The organism is Vogesella sp. EB (assembly GCF_001037925.1).
Classification (GTDB): domain Bacteria; phylum Pseudomonadota; class Gammaproteobacteria; order Burkholderiales; family Chromobacteriaceae; genus Vogesella; species Vogesella indigofera.
The window spans coordinates 1-22,112 of record NZ_LFDT01000040.1; the positions used below are offsets into that span (position 1 = coordinate 1).

Here is a 22,112-nt window from a genome sequence, read left to right on the forward strand (position 1 = left end):
CCCCTGCCCCGCCAGCCAAATATTCAAATACCGCCTTTTTATGCCCGATTTTTATATTTACCCGCTTTTGAAACGTTAACGGCCGCCTGACGGCGGCCGCTGACGCGGACAACGTTGGCTGCAACCAAGCTTGGGCTTACAGTACGTAACGCGCCAGGTCCTCGCGCTGCGCCAGCAGGTCGAGCTTGCTGTCGACGTAGCCGGCATCCAGTTCGAAGCGGCCGGCCTTACCGTCGAAGGCGAGGCTCTCCAGCAGCTTCTCCATCACGGTATAGAGACGGCGCGCGCCGATGTTCTCGGTCTTCTCGTTCACCTGCCACGCAATCTCGGCCAGACGCTGGATGCCGCTGTCGGCAAACACCAGCTCGATGCCTTCGGTGGCCAGCAGCGCCTGGTACTGGCGGGTGAGGCAGGCGTCGGTATTGGTGAGGATGGCCTTGAAGTCGTCGACCGACAGCGAGTCCAGCTCGACGCGGATCGGAAAACGGCCTTGCAGCTCCGGAATCAGGTCCGACGGCTTCGACAGGTGGAAGGCGCCGGAGGCGACGAACAGGATATGGTCGGTCTTGATCATGCCGTACTTGGTGGTGACGGTGGTGCCTTCCACCAGCGGCAGCAGGTCGCGCTGCACCCCGGCGCGCGAGATGTCGGCGTTGTTGCCCTCGGCGCGGCTGGTGACCTTGTCGATTTCATCGAGGAACACGATGCCGTTCTGCTCCACATTGCGCAGCGCCTCGGCCTTGATCTCCTCGTCGTTGACCAGCTTGGCCGCCTCTTCGTCGATCAGCAGCTTGTAGGCTTCGGCGATGGTCAGCTTGCGCGTCTTCTTCTTGCCGGCGTTGAGGCCCTGGAACAGGCCCTGCAGCTGGCTGGAGAAGTCCTCCATACCCGGCGGGCTCAGGATTTCCATCCGTGCCGGCGCCTCGGCCAGCTCGATCTCGATTTCCTTGTCGTCGAGCGCGCCTTCGCGCAGCTTCTTGCGGAATTTCTGGCGGGTGGCGCCGTCTTCCGGCTTGTCGGCCGCGGTCTCTTCGGTGAAGAAGCCGGCCGCTGGCCGCGGCCGTGGCAGCAGCACGTCGAGGATGCGCTCTTCGGCGCCGTCTTCGGCGCGGTGGCGGTTGCGCACGATGGCGGCGTCGCGCGCTTCCTTCAGCGCCACTTCCACCAGGTCGCGAATGATGGTGTCGACGTCGCGGCCAACGTAGCCGACCTCGGTGAACTTGGTGGCTTCCACCTTGATGAACGGCGCGTTGGACAGCCGCGCCAGGCGGCGGGCGATCTCGGTCTTGCCGACCCCGGTCGGCCCGATCATCAGGATGTTCTTGGGGGTGATCTCGCTCTTCAGCGGCTCGGCCACCTGCTGGCGGCGCCAGCGGTTGCGCAGGGCGATGGCGACGGCGCGCTTGGCGGCCTGCTGGCCGATGATGTGCTTGTCCAGTTCGTGGACGATTTCCTGTGGCGTCATGGTGGTCATGGAGATATCCGCAGTAAAGGTTGGCCGCAACTCAGCCCAGGGTTTCGATCAGGTGGTTGTGATTGGTATAGATGCAGATGTCGCCGGCGATCTCCAGCGACTTCTTCACCACCACTTCCGGATCGAGATCGGTGTTCTCGAACAGCGCGCGCGCGGCCGACTGGGCGAAGGCGCCCCCGGAGCCGATGGCGGCGATGCCCTGCTCCGGCTCCAGCACGTCGCCGTTGCCGGTGATGATCAGCGTCGATTCGCTGTCGGCGACGATCAGCATCGCCTCCAGCCGGCGCAGCATGCGGTCGGTGCGCCAGTCCTTGGCCAGCTCCACCGCCGAGCGCACCAGATGGCCCTGGTGTTTTTCCAGCTTGGCCTCGAAGCGTTCGAACAGGGTGAAGGCATCGGCAGTGCCACCGGCGAAGCCGGCCAGCACCTTGTCGTGATACAGGCGGCGCACCTTGCGCGCGGTGGACTTGATCACGATATTGCCGAGGGTTACCTGGCCGTCGCCGCCCAGCGCCACACGCTGGCCACGGCGCACCGATACGATGGTAGTTCCGTCAAACTGCTGCATTCACTGCCCCACTGAAAAAGCGACCACGGGATGTCGATCGTCCCCTTCAATATGTAGCCGGCGGCGCATTAATCAAGCGCCCGATCCCCGCCCGCCAGCAACACCAGCCCCCTCACCACCACGCCGAAGTTGACCCCTTGCCACGTCATCGATAATATAAATGGGAATTACTATCAAGATGATTTGCAATGGAATCCTCGTTTTCACGCTACACCATGCTGGCCGCCATCACTGCCGGCCACGTCGGCCTGCTGCTGTCGATGAGCCATGCCGCGCCACCGGCGCAGCCGCCACAGCCGCTGCCGATGGAAATGGTGACCATTCCGACGCCGCCGGCACCGGACATCCGCCCGCAACCGCCCGCACCGGCCAAGACGGCCACCGCCAAACCGCGCAAGGCGGCACCGGCACCGCGGCCGTTACCGGCGCCCGCCAAGCCGTCGCCGAAGGCGATCACCACCGACACCCGCGCCGAGGCCGTCGCCAGCAAGACACCAGCCGTAGCCGAGGCGCCAGTCGCCAGCCGTAGCGAAACCGCGCCACCGGCCCCGCCGGCACCGGTCGTCCCGCCGACCCATATCGGCGGCCACCTCGGCAATCCGCGCCCGGTGTATCCGCCGCTGTCGATCGAGCTGGGCGAAGCCGGCGCCGTCGGCCTGCGCGTGGCGGTCAGCGCCGACGGCCGGGCACAGGAGGTCAGCATCGCGCGCTCCAGCGGCTTCCCGCGCCTCGACCGCGCCGCGCTGCAGGCGGTGCGCAACTGGCGCTTCCGCCCGGCGACGCGCGGCAACGAGGCCATCCCCTACACCTATGTCTTCAATGTCGATTTCGACCTCACCAAAGCCTGAACCATGAACCTGATGCTGACTTTCCAACAGGGCGACGCCATTCTGGTGTCGGTATTCCTGATCCTGATCGCGATGTCGATCCTCACCTGGTACTTCATCGCGCTGCGCGGCTGGCGCGCGTGGCAGGTACGGCGCGACAACCGTGCCTCGGAAGCCACACTGTGGGCGGCCGCATCGTGGACGGAAGTGGAAACCGCACTGCAGCACAGCGAGGCTCCGGTCGCGCGCCTGACCCGGGACGGCCTCGGCGCGCTGCGCCAGTACCGCCAGCACAGCGCCAGCTCGCTGGGCCAGAGCTGCAGCCTGGACGAATACCTGACCCGCGCGCTGCGCAAGCGCCTGGCACAGGAACAACAGCAGCTGGAGGGCGGCATGACCTTCCTCGCCACCATCGGCTCCACCGCGCCGTTCATCGGCCTGTTCGGCACGGTGTGGGGCATCTATCACGCGCTGGTTAACATCGGCACCCAGGGTCAGGTGTCGATCGCCACCGTCGCCGGCCCGATCGGCGAGGCGCTGGTCGCCACGGCGGCAGGGTTGGCCGCAGCCATTCCGGCGGTGATGGCCTACAACACCTTCGTGCGCCTGAACCGCGTCATCAACCAGGACATGGACCACTTCACCCACGACCTGCACGCGCAGCTGCTGACCCGCGGAGGTGAAGATGGCATTCGGTAGTTTTGACAAGGGCGCCGACGCGCCGATGGCCGAGATCAACACCACGCCGCTGGTCGACGTGATGCTGGTACTGCTGGTGGTGTTCATCATCACCGCGCCGCTGCTGACCAATGCGGTGAAGCTGGACCTGCCGCAGGCCAGCGCCGCGCAACACCAGGACAAGCCGCAGGCGATCCGGCTGGTGATCAACGCCGAGGGCAAGATGTTCTGGAACGATGCGCCGGTGGAATCCGGCGTGTTGCGCAGCCGCTTTGCCGAGGCTGCTGCGGCCAACCCTGAAGTCGAGCTGCACCTGCGCGCCGACAAGTCGGTGCGCTACGAGCTGGTCGCCATCACCCTCGCCGATGCGCAAAGCGCCGGCGTCAGCCGTATCGGCTTCGTTACCGAAGCCGACTGATTTTCGGCTAACTGATTTTCCCCGCGCGTACCATCCCTGACGCCACGGCCCGCCGGCCGTGGTGCGGGGCGCGTGTTGTCTTCAACCTTGCACACGGACCACCACAATAATGAAACGGCATCTCACCCCCTCTGCCGCCATCGCGCAGAAAAAACGACCGAACAAAATGCTCGCCAGCGTGCTGGCCGTCAGCCTGGCGCCGGGCCTGGCACTGGCCGACGATGCCAAGAGCAGCGATACCGCGCAACTGGAAACCATCAAGGTACAGGCGCAGCAGGCGCCGCGCGGCAGCTACAACGCTGCCACCACCACGCTGGGCAAGCAGAAGCAGGCATTGAAGGATGTACCGCAGGCGGTATCGGTGGTCACCCGCCAGCTGATCGCCGACCAGGGTGACATCAATATGAAGGACGTGCTGAAGAACGTGTCCGGCATCACCTTCGTCGCCGGCGAGGGCGGCCGCTCCGGCGACTCCATCATCCTGCGCGGCTTCTCCGCCTTTGGCGACACCTACCGCGACGGCCAGCGCGACGTGGCGCAGTACAACCGCGACCCGTTCAACGACGAGCGCATCGAGGTACTGAAGGGCGCCAGCTCGATGCTGTTCGGCCGCGGCTCCACCGGCGGCGTGATCAACCAGGTCAGCAAGACCCCGTTCGCCGGCGAACAGGTGGAACTGTCCACCACCATCGGCACCAACGACTTCTATCGCGGCACCGCCGACATCAACCAGGCGCTGTCCGACACCGCCGCCATCCGCCTGAACGTGATGGCCACCAACGACGGCAGCCCGGACGGCATCAGTGAATCCAAGCGCCACGGCATCGCACCGTCGATCGCCTTCGGCCTCGGCGAACCGACCACCATCGTGCTGTCGCACATGCAGCTGAAGGAAAACAACACTCCGATGCTGGGCGTGCCGTTCGACCCCAACACGCTGCAGCCGATCGACGTGCCGGTGGACCGCTACTACGGCCTGCAGGGCATGAACAGCGAGGACATCACCGCCGACATCAGCACCGTGCGCGCCACCCACAAGCTGGACAGCAAGAACGAGATCGCCGCCCAGCTGCGCGTCGGCCGCTATGACCGCCAGGTGATCGTGTCGCAGCCACAGCTGCGCAACTCGCCGGCCGGCACCCCGGTCACCGATGCCACCCAGCTCGGCTACAGCGGCAAGCTGCGCGGTTCGCTGAACGAGACCCAGTCGCTGAGCGTCGACTACAACGGCAAGTTCGACACCGGCAGCCTCAGCCACGAACTGCTGGCCGGCGTGGAATTCACCCGCGAAACGCAGAACGCCTACAGCATCCGCGCCAGCAGCGCGGTGCCGAACGTGGTCGGCAGCGTCGGCGATCCGGAAGGCTTCTACACCGGTGGCTACACCCGTCACCGCTCCAACGACTTCGTGACCCGCAACCTGGCCGCCTACGTCACCGACACCGTGGCGCTGAACCAGCAGTGGAAGGTGATGGCCGGCCTGCGCATGGACCAGCTGGAAGGCACCTACAAGACCTACAACACCACCACCGGCGTGCAAACCGGCAGCAGCAAGCGTGACGATCGCGGCCTCAGCTACCGTACCGGCCTGATCTGGCAGCCAACCAAGGAATCCAGCTACTACCTCGGTTACAGCAGCCTGATGAACCCGTCCGGCGAGGCCTACCAGTTCGACCTGTCGGCCGGCCTGACCACCGACAAGCAGCAACCGGAGCGCAACAAGCACTACGAAATCGGTGCCAAGTGGGATCTGGCCGACGGCGATGCCACCCTGCGCGCCGCCGTGTTCCGCACCGAGAAGCTGAACGAACGCAACACCGACGCACTGTCGCCGGACGTCGCCATCCTCTACGCCAAGCGTCACACCGATGGCGTCGAAGTGGAAATCGCCGGCCGCCTCAGCGAGAAGTGGGAAGTGTTTGCCGGCGCCACGCTGATGGATCCGAAGATCGACCAGGGCTGGGCCAACAACGCACCGACCGACGCCAACAAGGGTGCCGTGCCGAAGTACACGCCGAAGAAGACCGCCAATATCTGGACCACCTACAAGGTGACCGACAAGGTCACCGCCGGCGTCGGCCTGTACTACACCGGCAAGCGCTACGTGGCCGACTCCAGCAGCGACCAGTCCAGAACCCGTTTCGCCCCGGGCTACACCCGTGCCGACGCGATGCTGTCGTACGAGGAGCGCAAGTACAATGTGCGCCTCAACGTCAACAACCTCACCAACAAGAAGTACTACGACGCACTGTACGGCGGCCATGCCTCCGCCGCATCGCCGCGTGAGGTGCAGCTGACCGTGGGCTACAAGTACTAAGCCCGCGCGCCTTGCGGCCAACCTTGTCGTGCACAGGTTGGCCGCAAGGCCGTTTTGGCGAGCACGGCAGAACGCTCGCCAAAACGCTGGCAGGATGCGCCACCCCGTCCCCTGCGTCTGCCAACCCCGTTTTGATCAGGAAACCCCATGCTGCTGCACATCCCCGAAGTCCTCACCGCCGAAGAACTGTCCCACGCCCGCATGCTGCTGGCCAATGCCCAGTGGCAGGACGGCCGTGCCACCGCCGGCCACCAGGCGCTCGACGTCAAACACAATCTGCAACTGCCGCCGCAGGGCGAGGCCGCGCGCGAACTGGCGGCGCTGGTACAGCGCGCGCTGGCGCGCAATGCGCTGTTCATGTCGGCGGCGCTGCCCAAGGTCACCATGACGCCGATGTTCAACTGCTACCAGGGCGGCATGACCTACGGCAATCACGTCGACAATGCCATCCGCAGCGACCCGCTCTCCGGCCAGTACGTGCGCACCGACGTGTCGTGCACGCTGTTTTTCAGTAATCCGGACGAGTACCAGGGCGGCGAGCTGGTGGCGGAAGACACCTACGGCCTGCACAGTGTCAAGCTGCCGGCCGGCGACATGATCCTGTACCCGTCCACCAGCCTGCACCGGGTGGAGCCGGTCACCGCCGGCGCGCGGCTGGCCTCGTTCATGTGGACGCAGAGCATGATCCGCGATGACGCCAAGCGCGCGATGCTGTTCGACATGGACATGTCGATCATCGCGCTGCGCCAGCAGGTGGGAGACAGCGAGGAAGTGGTGAACCTGACCGCGCTGTATCACAACCTGCTGCGGATGTGGGCGGAGATCTGAGCGGACGCCGTTGCGGCCAACCCTGGCCGCAAGGCAAAAAAAACCCCGCCGGATCATGATCCGGCGGGACACCGTGAGACAGAGCAAACCCTGACAAACAGGGCGATACAGCCAGTACCCGGCGACGCCGGACACCGTGGTGATCCGCCGCAGCACGACCCATTCGTTGCTGCGGCATCACGCCTACCACACACCTGTCGGACAGGGCAGGTTCCTCATGATGCGCTTGCCGGCATCGCCGCAAGCCCACCCTTCATTCGTCTGGCCACCCGCCGCAAGCGGGTCATGCCAAAAAAGCAGGCAGAACAAAAACAATCTTGCGCCGGAGCAGCGCATGAGAATATTGCATTGCTCAAAAATAACGCACCTCGGCAAGGGGCGCCGCACAGTGCGCTAAGTCATTCATCTTTATCGGCAGCGCGCTAGAGAATACGGGCAAGACCCATGGTTGACAAAGCATTAATACGCATGTTTACCATGCATAAAACTCATGGCGAATCCGTAGATGAAACTCCCTCCCCTCAATGCCTTGCGCGTGTTCCTGGTTGCCGCCGAACAGCTGTCGTTCACCCGCGCCGGCGACACCCTGCACCTGACCCAGGGCGCAGTCAGCCGCCACATCCAGTCGCTGGAAGCGCACTACGGGTTGCAGCTGTTCGTGCGCCAGGCGCGCGGGCTGGCGCTGACGCCGGAGGGCATGGCGCTGCTACCGGCGGTACGCGACGCCTTCCACCGCATCGAGGCGGCCAGCGACGCCATCAACCGCCGCAGCCGCGAGCTGCGCATCAAGACCAGCCCGTCGATCGCCGCGCGCTGGGTGCTGCCCAAGCTGGCCGGTTTCCGTGCCCGCCATCCGGAGCTGATCGTCAGCATGATCTCGATCACCGGCTTTGACCCCAACTTCAAGAGCCGCGAGTACGACATCTCGTTCCAGGCCAGCCTGACCAAGGAGCCGGGGCTGGTCTACCACCGCCTGCGTCCGGCGCGCTTCATCCCGGTCGCAGCACCGGCACTGCTCGGCAACGCCACGCCGCCGGCACCGGAAGCGTTCCGCGACTACCCGCTGCTGCACCCGTCGCACGACGACAACTTCTGGCATCACTGGTTTACGTTGGCCGGGGTGCCGGTCAGCGGCAATCTCGACGCCTACACCTTCGACACGCTGGATCTGGCGATCACCGCCACCCTGCGCGGCATGGGCATCACCCTCGCCGACGAGAGCATGATCGGCGAGGAACTGGCCAACGGCAGTCTGATCGCGCTGTCCGACATCGCGCTGCAGACCGAGTGGGCCTACTACCTGATCTACCCGCAGGAGCTGGCCGACCTGCCAAGCGTGATCGCGTTCCGCGACTGGGCGCTGGCGGAATTTGCCGAAGCGAGCGCCGGCACCGGCTGATGCCGGCGCTCGATGTGAGGCAAAAGGGAAAATCCGGGGAAAAAGGCAGGACGGCAACGCCGCAGGGGAAAGCGCTCGCCGCCAGCGGCCGCGCTAGCCGCCGGCTGGCGGCTCAGACGGCCAGTTGCTGGCTGTCGCGCCCGTCGCGCTTGGCCTGCAGCAATGCGGCATCGGCACGGTTGAGCAGCTCGGAATAACTCTCGCCGTCGCCGCGGTACTGCGCCAGCCCGGCGCTGACCGTGATCGACAGCACCTCGTCTCCGACGCGCACCTTCAGCTGGCTGATGCAGCCACGCACGCGGTGGACGATGTCGTCGGCCAGCGCCAGGGTCGACTCCGGCAGGATGATCAGGAATTCCTCGCCGCCCCAGCGGCCGCACAGGTCGTACTCGCGCACCTCCGCCTCCATCACCCGCGCCGTCTCGATCAGCACGGTATCGCCGACATCGTGGCCGTGGCCGTCATTGATGCGCTTGAAGCGGTCGATGTCGAGCATGGCGACGCAGAAGCTGTGGCCCAGGCGTTCGCTGCGCTCCATCTCCGCCTTCAGCCGCTCGATCAGCGGCCGACGGTTGGCCAGCGCGGTGAGCGGGTCGTGGGTGGCCGCTTCCTTCAGCGCGATGTTCAGCTCGCGCATCATGTGCTGGTAGCGGTCGGAAATGCGCGCCACCTTTTCCAGCTGGCGCAGCTGCTTGTCGAAGCGCTCGGCCAGGCTCAGCTCGCGCTGCCGCGCCATGCTCTGGTAGGCGTCCGACATGCGGGTGATGCGCTCCATGCGGTTGAGCAGCTCGCGGTACTGGAACCACAGCTGGCCCAGCGCGAAATTGAGCGGATGCTCGCGCAGGTCCGGATCCGCCAGCAGGCGCTTGATCAGCTCTTCCAGCTCTCCGTTGTCGCGGCTCATGATGCGCTGGCTGCCGAATCCAGCGCGACAATGGCAAACGGGAAGGTGCAGTCTTCCTTGAATTCTTCGGCCAGTTCCGCCACCCGCTCGTTGCGCGGGTCATAGCGCCAGTTCACCGCCACCGGCTTGCCGTCGTGGTGTGCTTCTTCCAGCAGGTCGAGGATGTCCATCATCGCCTTGATGCTGCTGGTATTGAGGTACAACAGGCGCAGCTCCAGCGTCAGCGGGCGGCCGGCTTCCAGCAGGAAGCGTTCGACCCAGCTGAACACCTGCTGGAACAGTTCGTAGGAGTTTTCCGGATAGGAATCACCCTGCATCGACAGGGTACCGTGGTCCCAGTCGCCGTCGATGGCGGGGGTGGATTGACTGCCGGGGATGGAGAAGTTGCTCATCTTCTGGGTGCTCGGTAAAGGTTCAGATCTCGGCGCGCAGGCTGACAAAGGCGCGGCCATCGGTCAACTGGCGCAGGCTGCCCTGCAGCGGCGCGCTGGACTTGCGGGCGATGTCGATCAGCCCCAGCCCGGCGCCGCTGGCGGCCTCGGCCTCGCGCGGCTTGCGCAGCTGCTCCTTGTAGCGCGCCTTCAGCGCCGCCTTGTCGAGACCGGCCAGCTCGTCGATGCAGGCCAGCAGGGCCTCGCCGTCGGCCTGCTCGATGATGTTGCCGGCGGACACCACGTAGTGGCCGGCGTCGTTGCGCGCCACCACCACGGTGGCGCTGGCGTCGGTCTCGGTCCAGCCTTTCTGTTGCGCGTAGTGGCGGATGTTCTGCGTCAGCTCGATGTAGACGCCGAACACATCCATCGCCGATGACGGGTGCGCGTGATCCGCCGCCAGGTAGTTGCGCAGCGCGTTGCCAATTTCCTCGATCAGGCTGCGCGAGATCGGGCCATTGAAGCACAGCATGATCTGCTGGCGGTTATAGCTCTCGCGCATGCTGAACAGGTCAAACGGTTCCATGGAAGCTCCCCCTGGTTGAGCATCAGTCAAAACGGAAACACAGCATGGTGATGTCGTCGCGCTGCGCGTGCCGGCCCTGGTACTCGGCCAGCGTGGCGCTGAATGCCTGCCCCTGCTCGTCCAGCGGCAGGCGCGCGTGGCGGCGGATCATCTCGGCGAAACGGCTGCTGCCAAAGCCGAAGCCCAGCTCGCCACCGGCCTGGTCGAGGAAACCGTCGGTGGTCATGTAGAAGCTGCGCCCAGCCTGCAGCGGCAACTGTGCATTCTGGTACTCGCCGATGCGTTTGTCACCAATGGCGCGCCGCGCGCCGGGCAGTTCGCCGACATCGTCGCCGTCACTGTAGTACAGCGCGATCTTGGCGCCGGCGAAGGTCACCGTCCGCGCCTGCAGGTCGACGCAGGCAAAACCGGCGTCCATATTGGTGGCCAGCACGTGGCCGCTGCGCTCCTCGCGCAGCATGCCGCGCAGGATGCGGTCGCAGCGGGTCAGGATGCCGGCCGGATCGTCCATGCCGACATCGACAATCGCCTGGTCGATGGCGGCGTGCGCCAGCATCGTCATCAGTGCGCCCGGCACGCCGTGGCCGGCGCAATCGACCACCCCGAACAGCAGGGTGTGGTCGCCGGCACGGTAGACGTAGAAATCGCCGCCGACCACATCGCGCGGCCGCCACAGCACCGCGTGCTTCTCGCCCAGCGCCTGCACCAACTGGCGGTCGGGCAGCATCGCACGCTGGATCAGGCTGGCGTAGTCGATGGAATCGTCGATCTTCTTGTGCGCCGCCGCCATCTCGCGGTTGGCCTCTTCCAGCGCGCGGGTGCGTTCACGCACGCGGTGTTCCAGCTCGCTGGTATGGCTGCGCACCTTGTGCGCCATCACGCCGAAGGCGGCGCTCAGCTCGCCGATCTCGTCGTCGCGCTCCGCCGGCAGCGCCACCTCGTACTGCCCGGCCGCCATCGCCTGCGCCGACTTGCGCAGCTGGCTGATCGGGCGCAACACCAGCTTTTCCACCGCGTAGGCAAAGCCGAGCAGCAGCGCCGCCAGCAGCACCGCCAGTGCGATCAGCGCCGGGGTCAGCCACGGGCCGTCGAACACCCGTGCCGCATTGAGGTCCACCGCGGTCACCACGTGCCAGCCCAGCTCCGGGATGAAGCTCAGCGCCAGCAGCTGCTGCTTGCCACCCAGCGTCGCCCACAGCATGGCCACCTCGCCGGGACGGGATTCGGCCTGCCGCATCGCCAGCCGCAGCGCCTGCTGCTCCTGGGCATCGCCCAGCTGCTGCTGCAGGCCGCCATGCGCCAGCTGCCCCTTGCCGGAGGCGGAGTTGAGCGCGATCAGCCGCGGATCGGGGTGCGCCTGGATCGCGCCCTGGCGGTTGAGGATCATCGGCGTGATGCCGGCCTCGCGGCTGCGGATGAAATCGTTGAGGAAGGTGGTCAGTTCCAGCCCGGTACCGGCCAGGCCGACCTTCTGCCCGTTCTCGTGCACGATGACGTTGATCCACGCCTTGGTCACCTTCAGCTGGCTGTCGTGGTTGACGTTGATGTTGAAAGTGGCGGTATCGCGCAGGGTATTGAAGTACCAGCTGTCGTCGGCCTTGTCAGCGCGCAGCAGGTAGCGCGCGGATTCGGTATGCGGGCTCTTGCCGTCGTTGAAGTAGTAGGCGTGTGTGCGGTTGCTGATCAGGAAGTAGGAGTGGTCGCGGAAATCGCGGCGGTAGCCCTCCGCCTCGCGGAAGAACAGCTCGCGCTTGGCGATGTCGGTTTCGTCGCGCAGCCACTGGCGGGTGACCTCGGAATCGGCCAGCCGCAGCGACAGCGCCAGCTCGCGCGACAGCGGCGCGAAGATCTTCTCGCGCTGCAGCAGCGTGGTGTTGCGCGCGAACGCCTCGCCGAAGTGGGTGCGGATGCTGTCCACCACCTGCCAGCCGATCAGCGCCGCCGGCACCAAGGCAATGACACAAGCCAGCAATAATGCCAGCAACGATTTTCCCCGCAGGCCCAGCATTGCCATGTAAATCTCATTTGTCGTTTGATAATCAATCGATTATGCCGTGCGCACTGCGGGGCGGCAATCAAGGCGCAGCGCTACGCACTGCGGCCAACCCTGCTGGCAGCAGGGTTGATGTAGTTATCAGCAAATGGCTGCATTTAAATAAAGCATTGACTATCAAATCACGCCAAATGACGGCGACAAAAAGCGACAGCCCGCGGGCAAGCCCCGGGCTGTCGTGATGCCGTCCGGACCGCTAACGTGCTACGCCGTCTGCGGTACAGCGGCGCGCCGCGACCCCAGCTGGTCAAACCACAGGTACAGCACCGGGGTGATGTACAGCGTGATCAGCTGCGAGAACACCAGCCCGCCGACCACCGCCAGACCCAGCGGCTGGCGCAGTTCGGCGCCGGCGCCCAGCCCCAGCGCAATCGGCAGCGCGCCCATCATCGCCGCCAGCGTGGTCATCAGGATCGGGCGCAACCGCAGCAGGCAGGCGGTGCGGATGGCGTCGAACGGGGTCATGCCCTGCTCGCGCTGCGCCGCCAGCGCAAAGTCGATCATCATGATCGCGTTCTTCTTCACGATGCCGATCAGCATCAGGATGCCGATGCTGGCGATGATGGTCAGCTCCTGCCCGAACAGCATCAGCGCCCCCAGCGCGCCCATCGCCGCCGACGGCAGGCCGGCGAGAATGGTCAGCGGGTGGATGTAGCTCTCGTACAGCACCCCCAGCAACACGTAGATCACCAGCACCGCCACCGCCAGCAGCACGGTCTGGCTGCCCTGCGACTGGGCGAAGGCCGCGGCGTCGCCGCCGTAGCTGGTGAAGATGCTGGCCGGCAGGCCGATGTCGGCGGCGATCGCCTTCAGCCGGGTGTCGGCATCGCCCAGCGCCACGCCGGGGGCGAGGTTGAACGACACCGTCACCGCCGGCAGCTGGCCCTGGTGGTTGACCGACACCGGCCCGACATTGCGCTGTACGCTGGCCAGCGCCGACAGCGGCACCAGCGTACCGTTGCTGCTGCGCACCGACAGCCGCGTCAGGTCGTTCTCGTTGATGCGGTAGCGCTCGTCCAGCTGCATCACCACCGGGTAACTGTCCGACGGGGTGTAGATGGTGGACACCTCGCGCTGGCCGAAGGCGGCGTACAGCGTGTTGCGGATCGCCTGCAGGCTGACGCCGAGCTGCGCCGCCTGTTCGCGGTTGACCAGCAGCTGCGCCTGCAGCCCCTTGAGCTGGGCGTCGCTGGTCACATCCTGGAACATCGGCTCGGCGCGCATCGCGCGTTCTAGCTTGTCCGACCACTCGTACAGCGCCGCCGACTCCACGCTTTGCAGCACGTACTGGTAGCGGCTCTTGGACGAGCGGCCGCCCAGGCGCAGGCTCTGCACCGGGTTGATGAACGAGGTCAGCCCGGTGACGCGGCCCAGCTCGCGGCGCAATTCGCCGACCACGCTGTCCATGTCCGGACGTTGGCCGCGCGGCTTCAGCGACACGAACATGCGCCCGCCGCCGCTGTTCAGCGACGAGGTGACGCTGGCGACGTGGCGGTTGTCGCGCACGATGTCGCTGGCGCGCTGCTGCAGCTCGGCCAGCCGCTGGTAGGACACGTCCTGGCCGGCATCGGTAATGATGGTGATCTGGCCGTTGTCCTCGTTCGGGAAAAAGCCCTTCGGAATCGCCATGAACATCCACGCCGAACCGGCGAAGGTCAGCAGCGCCACCAGCAGCGTTGTGCGGCGCCAGTGCAGCGCCCCGTCCAGCGTGCGCTGGTACGCCGCCAGCACCGCGGCGAAGGCGCGCTCGAAACTGCGCGCCAGCGGATTGTGCAGCGTGCTGTGCGACTGGTCGCCGCGCAAAAAGCGTGCGGCCAACATCGGGATCAGCGTCAGCGACACCAGCGCCGACACCAGCACCGCCATGGTCACCACCACCGCGAATTCGTGGAACAGCAGCCCGATCACGCCTTCCATGTAGAAGATCGGGATGAAGATCGCCACCAGCGACAGCGAGATCGACAGGATGGTGAACGCCACCTCGCGCGAGCCGCGCAGCGCCGCCTCCAGCGCCGACAGGCCCTGCTCGCGGTAGCGCACGATGTTCTCCAGCACTACCACCGCGTCGTCGACCACCAGCCCCACCGCCAGCGTCAGCGCCAGCAGCGTGATGTTGTTGAGGCTGAAGCCGAGGAAGAACATCAGCGCCAGCGTGCCGATGATGGACACCGGCAGCGACAGCGCCGGAATCGCCGTCGCCGCCGCGCGCTGCAGGAAGATGAAGATCACCATCACCACCAGCGCCACCGTCAGCATCAGCGTCAGGTTGACGTCGTGCACCGCCTCGCGGATCGACTCCGAGCGGTCGCTCAGCGGCGCGATGCGCACCGAGCCGGGCAGCTGCGCCTCAAGTTTCGGCAGCGCGGCGCGGATGGCGTCGACCACCGCCACGGTATTGCCGTCGGCCTGGCGGAACACCGCCAGCACGATGGAGCGCTCGCCATTGACCCAGCTGCCGGTCTTCAGGTTTTCCACGCTGTCCTCCACCGTCGCCACGTCGGCCAGCCGCACCACGCTGCCCTGCCGCTGCGCGATCGCCAGCGCGGCGAATTCGGCGGCATTGCGCAGCTGGCGGTTGCTCTGGATGGTGAGGATCTGCGCCGGGCCTTCCAGCGTGCCCAGCGGCGTGTTGACGTTGGCCGCACGCACCGCGGTGGCGATGTCTTCCAGCGTCAGGTCCAGCGCCGCCAGCTTCTGCGGATCCGGCTTGATGCGTACCGCGTAACGCTTCTGGCCGAAGATCTGCACCTGTGCCACGCCCTCCAGCGTCGACAGCGTCGGCGACACCAGGTTTTCGGCGTAGTCGTTGAGCGCGGTCAGCGCCAGCGACGGCGAGTTCACCGCCAGCAGCAGGATGGGCGCGTCGGCGGGGTTGACCTTGCGATAGGACGGCAGCTGCGTCATCTCGGTCGGCAGGCCGCGCTGCGCGCGCAGCAGCGCGGCCTGCACGTCGACCGCGGCGGCGTCGATATCGCGGCCGGAGACGAATTCCAGCGTGATCGAGGTGCTGCCCTGGGTGCTGCTGGAGCTGATGATGTTGATGCCGGGAATGGTGGCGAACTGCTTTTCCAGTGGCGTGGCCACCGACGAGGCCATGGTTTCCGGGCTGGCGCCGGACAGGTTGGCGGAGACGTTGATGGTCGGCGTGTCGAAGCTCGGCAACGCGGCGATCGGCAGCCGCCCCAGCACCAGCAGGCCGCCGATCACCAGGCTCAGGCACAGCAGCACCGTCATCACCGGACGGCGGATGCACAGTTCGGACAGATTCATCATGGCGCCACCCCGGCCGCGGCGGAGGCCTCCGCCGTGCGGCCAACGTTGGCCGCAGGCAGCGGGCAGCTGGCTGCCGTTTCAGGCTGGGCGGCCGGCGCCGCGCGCGACTTGGCACGGGCTACCGTCACCGTCTCGCCGGGGCGCACGTTCTGGCCGCCGCTGCTGATCACCGCCGTGCCGGGGGCCACACCGCGCACGATGGCCTGCTCGTCCTGCACCGCCAGCAGCGTCAGCGGCAGGCGCCGCACCTTGTTGTCCTTGCCCACGCCATAGGTGAACTGGCCGTCGGGACCGGTAATCAGCGCCGCCACCGGCAGCGCCACCGCGTCGCGGTAGTGGCCGGCATCCAGCGTCACGCGCACGAACTGCCCCGGCCACAACACCTTGCCGGCGTTGGCAAACTGCGCCTTGAGCAGCACGTTGCCGTTGCTGCTGTCCACCGCGCTGTCGATGAAGCTCAGCTGCCCCTGATGGCAGCTGCCGTCGGCCTCGTTCAGCGCATACACCGTCAGCGGCGCCTGCGCCTGGGCCTGGCGCACCACCGGCAGCTGCCGTTCCGCCAAGTAGAAACTGACCGCCACCGGCGCGACGCGGGTGATGGTCAGCAGCGGGGTCGCCATCGACGGCTGCACCAGCGCCCCCGGCGACAGGCTGATGGCGCCGACCTGGCCGGCTACCGGTGCGCGCAGCGTCTTGCGCGCCAGCTGCACCTGCACCGCGTCGATCTGCGCGCGGTCGGCGGCGAGGTTGGCCGCCAGCGATTCCACCCTGGCCTGTACCGTGTCCAGCGCGCTTTGCGAGATGAACTGCTGCTGCTTCAGCTCCTGGCTGCGTGCAAGTTCGCGGCGGGCAATGTTCAGCTGCGCCTGGTTGGCGGCCAGCGCGGCACGCGCCTTGGCCAGCTCCGCCCGCTCGGCGGCGGCATCCAGCTGCACCAGCACCTCGCCCACCGCCACCTGCTGCCCTTCGCGCACGCGGATGGCGGCAATCACGCCGCTGTCCTGCGGACGCAACTCCAGCCGGTCCAGCGCGGTGACATTGCCGTTGGTACTGAGGCGGATGCTGGCCGGCGCGCTGCTGACCGGGCTGAGCTCGACGCTGGTGGCGCGCTTGCCGCGCGCGGCGTCGGCCGGGGCCGAGGAGTTGGCGCCCTGCTGCCACCAGATGGCGCCGCCCAGCGCCGTGATGACCGCCACCGCCAGGAGGGGTTTGTGCTTCATGACTATGCCTGCCGTTAAGCCCGCGCCCACCACGGCGGCCACAGGCGGAATGAATCCGGGGCCGGCGCGGACGCGGGGAACATGAGAAGTAGGAATTCACTGCGTAACACGCAGAGTAACGGCTAACCATGAAAACCGGGAGCGGCAATTCGTTAAGAAATCTTGGATGGCATGGCGAGGCCGTGCCGCGGCCAAGCGTCAGCGCACGTGCTGGTGGAATTGCTCCAGCTCCGCCAGCGGCATCGGCCGGCCGTACAGAAAGCCCTGGTACAGCTCGCAGCCGTGGTCGTAGAGAAACTGCTGCTGCGCCTCGGTTTCCACCCCTTCCGCCACCACCTGCAGCGACAGGCTGCGGCTGATCGACAGGATGGCGGTGACGATGGCGGCATCGTCGGCGTCACTGGTCATGTCGCGGATGAAGCTCTGGTCGATCTTGATCTGGTCCAGCGGCAGCTTTTTCAGGTAGGACAGCGAGGAATAGCCGGTGCCGAAGTCATCCATCGAGAAGCGTATGCCCATCTGGCGCAGCTGGTTCATCTTGCGCACGGTGTCGTCGACGTTGTCGATGACGATGCTCTCGGTGAACTCCAGCTTCAGCCGGGCCGGCGGCGCGCCGGTTTCCGCCAGGATGGCACGCACCTCGTCGACGAAGCCGGCGTGGCGGAACTGGCGGATGCTGACATTGATCGACAGCGTCAGCGCCGCGTGCTGCGGCTGGCGGGCCCAGCGCGCCAGCGTCTGGCAGGCGCTGCGCAGCACCCACTGCCCGATCGACAGGATGGTGCCGGTCTCCTCCGCCAGCGGGATGAACTGGCTCGGCGAGATCCAGCCGACCTTGGGGTGATGCCAGCGCAGCAGCAGCTCGGCGCCGACCAGGCGGCCGCCGCGATCGACCTGCGGCTGGGCATAGATCAGCAGCTCGTTCAGCTCCTGCGCGTGGTACAGCGCATTCTGGATCACGGCGCGGATCTCCAGCGCGTACTGCATCTCGATATTGTAGAAGCACAGCGTGTTGCGGCCGGCGGCCTTGGCGTCGTACAGCGCGAGGTCGGCGTGCTTGAGCAGGTCGTCCAGCGCGGCGTGGTCGCCATGGAACAGGCTGATGCCGATACTGGCCGTGGTCTGGAACACACGCGGGCTGTCCTTGCGCTCGAAGGAAAACGGCAGCCCGACCGCCAGCCGGATCTGCTCCGCCAGCTGCTCGGCGCGGCTGGCTGCCTTGGCCTCGTCCTTGGCCAGCCCTTCCAGGATCACCACGAACTCGTCGCCACCGAGCCGCGCCACGGTGTCCTCGGCGCGCACGCACTCGCGCAGGCGCAACGCGATACACTGCAGGAAGCTGTCGCCGACATCGTGGCCCTGGGTGTCGTTGAGGGTCTTGAAGTGGTCGAGGTCGAGCAGCAGGATCGCCCCATACAGTGCGCTACGCTCGCTGCGCACCAGCGCGTAGCGCAGCCGGTCGAGGAACAGGCGCCGGTTGGGCAGCTCGGTGAGCACGTCCTGGAATGCCAGCGTGCTGATCTGCTGCTGGTAGGCCTTGCGCTCGCTGATGTCCTCGATAAAGCTGATGAAGTAGTGCGGCCGGCCATTGCCGTGGCGCACCAGCGACACCGTCAGGTTGGCCCACACCAGGGCACCATCGCCGCGCAGGTAGCGTTTTTCCAGCTGGTAGGTGTCGATCTCGCCGGCCAGCAGCTGCGCCACCCGTGCCAGATCGGCATCCAGATCTTCGGGGTAGGTCACCGCCTGGAAGGTGCGCGCCACCAGCTCGGCGCGGTCGAGGCCGAGGATGTCGCACAACTTGCCGTTGACCTTGAGCAGGCTGCCGTCCGGCGCCACCAGCGCGATGCCGACCGCGGCCTGCTCGAAGATCACCTCGAAGCGTTCGTCGCGCTCCTGCCGTGCCAGCAGCAGGTCCAGTTCGGCGCGGCGCAACGCCAGCTCCAGCAGCTGGCGCTGGTGATAGGTCCACAACAGGCTGCCCATCACGAAAAAGCCGAGCAGCTGCACGCCGGCCAGCGTCAGCCCGGAATCCACAAACAGCCGCCAGCCCTGCTCCCACGGCGGGATCAGCAGCAGCGACAGCGCCTCCGCCAGCCCGGCCCAGCAGCCGACCAGCAGGCCGAGACGCAGCGGGTGCGCCACCAGCGGCATCGACGCCGGAAACGGCTGCGCCGCCAGCAAGGGCCGGCTCTGGTAGCGCAACAGCCACAGGGTGCCCAGCAGGTTCAGCATCAGCCCGCACACGCCGGCCACGGCACCGGCGCCGCCCAGCTGCAGCCGGTACAGGCAGCCGGCCAGCGCGGTGATGCCACCCACCCACGGCCCGCCAAACAGGATGGCGACCGCGAGGATGGCGCCGCGCGCATCGAGGAACACCCCCGGCGCCACCGCAAACGGATAGGCCAGGGTATAGAGCATGGCGCCGGTAAAGATCAGCGCCAGCGCCACATTGCGCCAGCGCAGCCGCGCGCCGGGGATGACCGCCAGCACCGCCACATACAGCCCGAACAGGCCGAGGATGGGTAACAGTGTTGGCAACAGTCCAAGCAGTACTGCCATAACCTGGCCTCTTCGACACACCACAGCACGCAATCGCGGCACCGCCAGCACGAGCCGCCCATAAATGACATCGAAATAGCAATTGTCAGGTATCACTATAGCCAGCAATCCCCGCTTGCAAAGCAGAACCACTACCAATTGTCATTGCCGCGCGCGCGCAACGTCGTCAGCGTGTCATGCAGCGGCGCCACACTGCCGCCAGTGGGGCTGAACGTTGGCCGCAGCACGCGGTCCCAGCCTTGTACGCCACGACGCCCCCCGCAAACCGTCGCCCGGCGCCAGCTCACGCGGCGAGACCGGGCAGGGCCGAAAATGGTATGATATTGAGCGAGCAATTACTCTAAAGCTGACCTGCGGCCTGAATCGCGGCCCCCGGCAACACGGAAACGGACACCAAAGCAATGAAGTGCGTAGATGACTTTCGCCTGAAACTGGGCGACAAAGAGCTGGTCCCCATCATCACCGGTGGCATGGGCGTGGACATTTCCACCGCCGCGCTGGCGCTGGAAGCTGCCCGTCTGGGCGGTATCGGCCACATCTCGGACGCCATGGTGCCGACCGTTACCGACCGCCGCTTCAACACCAAGTACGTCAAGGACAAGCTGAAGCAGTACAAATTCAACGTCGAGAACAGCGACAAGTCGGTGGTGCAGTTCAACCTCGGCCTGCTGGAAGAGGCGACCAAGCTGCACGTTGGCCACACCATGGACGCCAAGCGCGGCGACGGCATGGTGTTCATCAACTGCATGGAAAAGCTGACCATGAACGCGCCGAAGGACACCCTGCGTGTCCGCATGCGCGCCGCCATGGACGCCGGCATCGACGGCATCACCCTCGCCGCCGGCCTGCACCTGGGCAGCTTTGCCCTGATCGAGGACCACCCGCGCTTCCGCGACGTGAAACTGGGCATCATCGTGTCGTCGCTGCGTGCGCTGCAGCTGTTCCTGAAAAAGAGCGCCCGCACCAACCGCCTGCCCGACTACATCGTGATCGAAGGCCCGCTGGCCGGCGGCCACCTCGGCTTCGGCCTCGACTGGGCGCAGTACGACCTGGCCACCATCGTGGCCGAAATCCGCGACTGGCTGGTCGAGCAGAAGCTGGACATCCCGCTGGTCCCGGCCGGCGGCATCTTTACCGGCACCGATGCCACCAACTTCCTGGAGATGGGCGCCGCTGCCGTGCAGGTTGCCACCCGCTTCACCGTCACCCACGAATGCGGCCTGCCGGAGAACGTGCAGCAGGAATACTTCAAGGCCAGCGAGGACGAGATCGAAGTCAACCAGATCTCGCCGACCGGCTACCCGATGCGCATGCTGAAGAGCAGTCCGGCCATCGGCGACATCATCCGCCCCAACTGCGAGGCCTACGGCTACCTGCTCGATGCCTCCGGCAATTGCCAGTACATCGACGCCTACAACCGCGAACACGCTGCCCATCCGGGCGAGCGCCGCGTACGCATCTGGGACAAGACCTGCCTGTGCACCCACATGCGCAACTTCGACTGCTGGACCTGTGGCCACTACACCTACCGCCTGAAGGACACCACCCATCGCAACGCCGATGGCAGCTACCAGATCCTCAGCGCCGAACACGTGTTCCACGACTACCAGTTCAGCAAGGACAACCGCATCGCTCTGCCGGAAGCCAGCGCCGCCGTCTGAACACCGCCCAAACAAAAAGCCGCCATTCCTCGGGAATAGCGGCTTTTTTTATTTGCGGCCAACGTTGGCCGCAACGGCTTACTTCGACTGCGGCTTCACCTGCTGCAGCAATTGCCCCAGCAGCGGATGGCCTTTGCCGGCGGACTTGCCGTTGTTGGAATCCTTGCCGAAACGGTCCGGCGATCCCTTCTTGCGGATATCGTCTTTCAGCTTGACTGCAGCTAGGCGCTGCATATCGAAATGATTGATCGGCATGACACTCTCCCAAAATGCGAACGCGGCAGTATGCGCCAGCCGCGCCGCAAAGTCCACGCCATTACCCGCCCCCGGCCATGGCAACACAAATAAAAACAGCGGCTTAGACCGTTACACCACAAACCGGCAATGACAAAGGGAACATCCGTGCGAAATGCATTGTCTGTAACCGGACTATGGTTTAAACAAGAATCTCCCCCAAATAGAAAGGTCGATCATGAGCCTGTTCAATCAACTTGGCAGCTTGCTGGATAACGGCGGCGACAGTAACTGGTTAAGCAGTGCCAATACGGTGCTGGAACAAAACGGCGGCGTCAGCGGCCTGGTCGAGAAATTCCAGAGTGGCGGGCTGGGCGAAATCGTGAACTCCTGGGTCGGCACCGGCAGCAACCTCAGCATCACCCCCGAACAGATCGAATCGGTACTCGGCCAGAGCCAGCTCGGTGATGTCGCCGCCAAACTGGGACTGGACAGCAGCCAGCTGTCGCAGCAACTGGCCGACCACCTGCCGACCCTGATCGACAAGCTGACGCCGGGTGGCGAGCTGCCCGCCGACAACCTGCTGGCGCAAGGGCTGGACCTCGCCAAGGGACTGTTCAACCGCTGAGTGCGGCAGTATTCAGCCGGCTAGGTCGGTCAAGGTTGGCCGCAGCTACCCTCAAAAGCCAAGCCCGGCCGTCAGGCCGGGCTTTCTGCGTTCCATGCTTTGAGCACGCCA

18 protein-coding genes are annotated in these 22,112 nt (G+C 65.9%); 8 read left to right on the forward strand and 10 right to left on the reverse strand.

Annotation, left to right across the window (positions count from 1 at the left end; genetic code table 11):
• Window positions 1-136 precede the first annotated feature (136 nt).
• Both hslU and hslV read right to left on the reverse strand, forming a co-directional pair.
• Complete coding sequence (hslU, locus tag ACG97_RS15670; RefSeq protein WP_047968317.1) at window positions 137-1,474, reverse strand: ATP-dependent protease ATPase subunit HslU; 1,338 nt, start codon at window positions 1,472-1,474, stop codon at window positions 137-139.
• Window positions 1,475-1,505: 31 nt separating this feature from the next.
• Window positions 1,506-2,042, reverse strand: a complete 537-nt coding sequence (gene hslV, locus ACG97_RS15675; RefSeq protein ID WP_047968318.1) for an ATP-dependent protease subunit HslV — start codon at window positions 2,040-2,042, stop codon at window positions 1,506-1,508.
• A 188-nt stretch (window positions 2,043-2,230) separates the two neighbouring features.
• Between hslV and ACG97_RS15680 the strand changes: the two genes are divergently transcribed.
• The 6 genes from ACG97_RS15680 to ACG97_RS15705 all read left to right on the forward strand — a co-directional run bounded on the left by ACG97_RS15680 (window position 2,231) and on the right by ACG97_RS15705 (window position 8,509).
• Complete coding sequence (locus ACG97_RS15680; protein WP_047968319.1) at window positions 2,231-2,890, forward strand: energy transducer TonB; 660 nt, start codon at window positions 2,231-2,233, stop codon at window positions 2,888-2,890.
• Window positions 2,891-2,893: 3 nt separating this feature from the next.
• Window positions 2,894-3,568, forward strand: a complete 675-nt coding sequence (locus ACG97_RS15685; protein ID WP_047968320.1) for a MotA/TolQ/ExbB proton channel family protein — start codon at window positions 2,894-2,896, stop codon at window positions 3,566-3,568.
• A complete protein-coding gene (locus ACG97_RS15690) occupies window positions 3,555-3,965 on the forward strand; it encodes a biopolymer transporter ExbD (protein ID WP_047968321.1) in 411 nt (136 codons plus the stop codon). The genes ACG97_RS15685 and ACG97_RS15690 overlap by 14 nt, the downstream gene beginning before the upstream one ends.
• Window positions 3,966-4,074: 109 nt before the next feature.
• Window positions 4,075-6,282 carry a TonB-dependent siderophore receptor gene (locus ACG97_RS15695; RefSeq protein ID WP_047968322.1) on the forward strand — a complete coding sequence of 736 codons (2,208 nt, stop codon included), beginning with the start codon at window positions 4,075-4,077 and terminating at the stop codon, window positions 6,280-6,282.
• Window positions 6,283-6,429: 147 nt separating this feature from the next.
• Complete coding sequence (locus ACG97_RS15700; protein ID WP_047968323.1) at window positions 6,430-7,110, forward strand: Fe2+-dependent dioxygenase; 681 nt, start codon at window positions 6,430-6,432, stop codon at window positions 7,108-7,110.
• Window positions 7,111-7,615: 505 nt separating this feature from the next.
• On the forward strand, window positions 7,616-8,509 hold the full coding sequence (locus tag ACG97_RS15705; protein ID WP_082133835.1) for a LysR substrate-binding domain-containing protein: 894 nt from the start codon (window positions 7,616-7,618) through the stop codon (window positions 8,507-8,509).
• A gap of 112 nt (window positions 8,510-8,621) precedes the next feature.
• Here the strand turns inward: ACG97_RS15705 and siaD are convergent, their stop codons facing one another.
• The 7 genes from siaD to ACG97_RS17040 all read right to left on the reverse strand — a co-directional run bounded on the left by siaD (window position 8,622) and on the right by ACG97_RS17040 (window position 19,478).
• Window positions 8,622-9,413: a biofilm regulation diguanylate cyclase SiaD gene (gene siaD, locus ACG97_RS15710; RefSeq protein ID WP_047968324.1), complete on the reverse strand. Its 792-nt coding sequence runs from the start codon at window positions 9,411-9,413 to the stop codon at window positions 8,622-8,624.
• Window positions 9,410-9,805 carry a biofilm regulation phosphoprotein SiaC gene (gene siaC / locus ACG97_RS15715; RefSeq protein WP_047968325.1) on the reverse strand — a complete coding sequence of 132 codons (396 nt, stop codon included), beginning with the start codon at window positions 9,803-9,805 and terminating at the stop codon, window positions 9,410-9,412. Before siaC ends, siaD begins: the two co-directional genes overlap by 4 nt.
• A gap of 22 nt (window positions 9,806-9,827) precedes the next feature.
• Window positions 9,828-10,370, reverse strand: coding sequence for a biofilm regulation protein kinase SiaB (siaB, locus tag ACG97_RS15720; protein ID WP_047968326.1), 543 nt, complete (start codon window positions 10,368-10,370; stop codon window positions 9,828-9,830).
• Window positions 10,371-10,392: 22 nt separating this feature from the next.
• On the reverse strand, window positions 10,393-12,384 hold the full coding sequence (gene siaA, locus ACG97_RS15725; protein WP_047968327.1) for a biofilm regulation protein phosphatase SiaA: 1,992 nt from the start codon (window positions 12,382-12,384) through the stop codon (window positions 10,393-10,395).
• Between the two features lie 243 nt (window positions 12,385-12,627).
• A complete protein-coding gene (locus ACG97_RS15730; RefSeq protein WP_238377371.1) occupies window positions 12,628-15,696 on the reverse strand; it encodes an efflux RND transporter permease subunit in 3,069 nt (1,022 codons plus the stop codon).
• Window positions 15,693-16,916 (reverse strand): efflux RND transporter periplasmic adaptor subunit, encoded by a 1,224-nt coding sequence (locus ACG97_RS15735; protein WP_053068216.1) that lies wholly within the window; start codon window positions 16,914-16,916, stop codon window positions 15,693-15,695. Before ACG97_RS15735 ends, ACG97_RS15730 begins: the two co-directional genes overlap by 4 nt.
• Before the next feature lie 198 nt (window positions 16,917-17,114).
• On the reverse strand, window positions 17,115-19,478 hold the full coding sequence (locus ACG97_RS17040; protein WP_053068217.1) for an EAL domain-containing protein: 2,364 nt from the start codon (window positions 19,476-19,478) through the stop codon (window positions 17,115-17,117).
• Window positions 19,479-19,879: 401 nt separating this feature from the next.
• On the opposite strand from ACG97_RS17040, the gene ACG97_RS15745 reads away from it, so the two are divergent.
• Entirely contained in the window at window positions 19,880-21,139 is a 1,260-nt protein-coding gene (locus ACG97_RS15745; RefSeq protein ID WP_047968328.1) for a nitronate monooxygenase, read from the forward strand.
• Between the two features lie 78 nt (window positions 21,140-21,217).
• Here ACG97_RS15745 and ACG97_RS15750 read toward each other — a convergent pair whose 3' ends face one another.
• Complete coding sequence (locus tag ACG97_RS15750) at window positions 21,218-21,394, reverse strand: hypothetical protein (protein ID WP_156168065.1); 177 nt, start codon at window positions 21,392-21,394, stop codon at window positions 21,218-21,220.
• 217 nt (window positions 21,395-21,611) lie between these two features.
• Here ACG97_RS15750 and ACG97_RS15755 point away from each other — a divergent pair, with 217 nt between their 5' ends.
• Entirely contained in the window at window positions 21,612-22,001 is a 390-nt protein-coding gene (locus ACG97_RS15755; RefSeq protein ID WP_047968330.1) for a YidB family protein, read from the forward strand.
• Window positions 22,002-22,112: the final 111 nt, after the last annotated feature.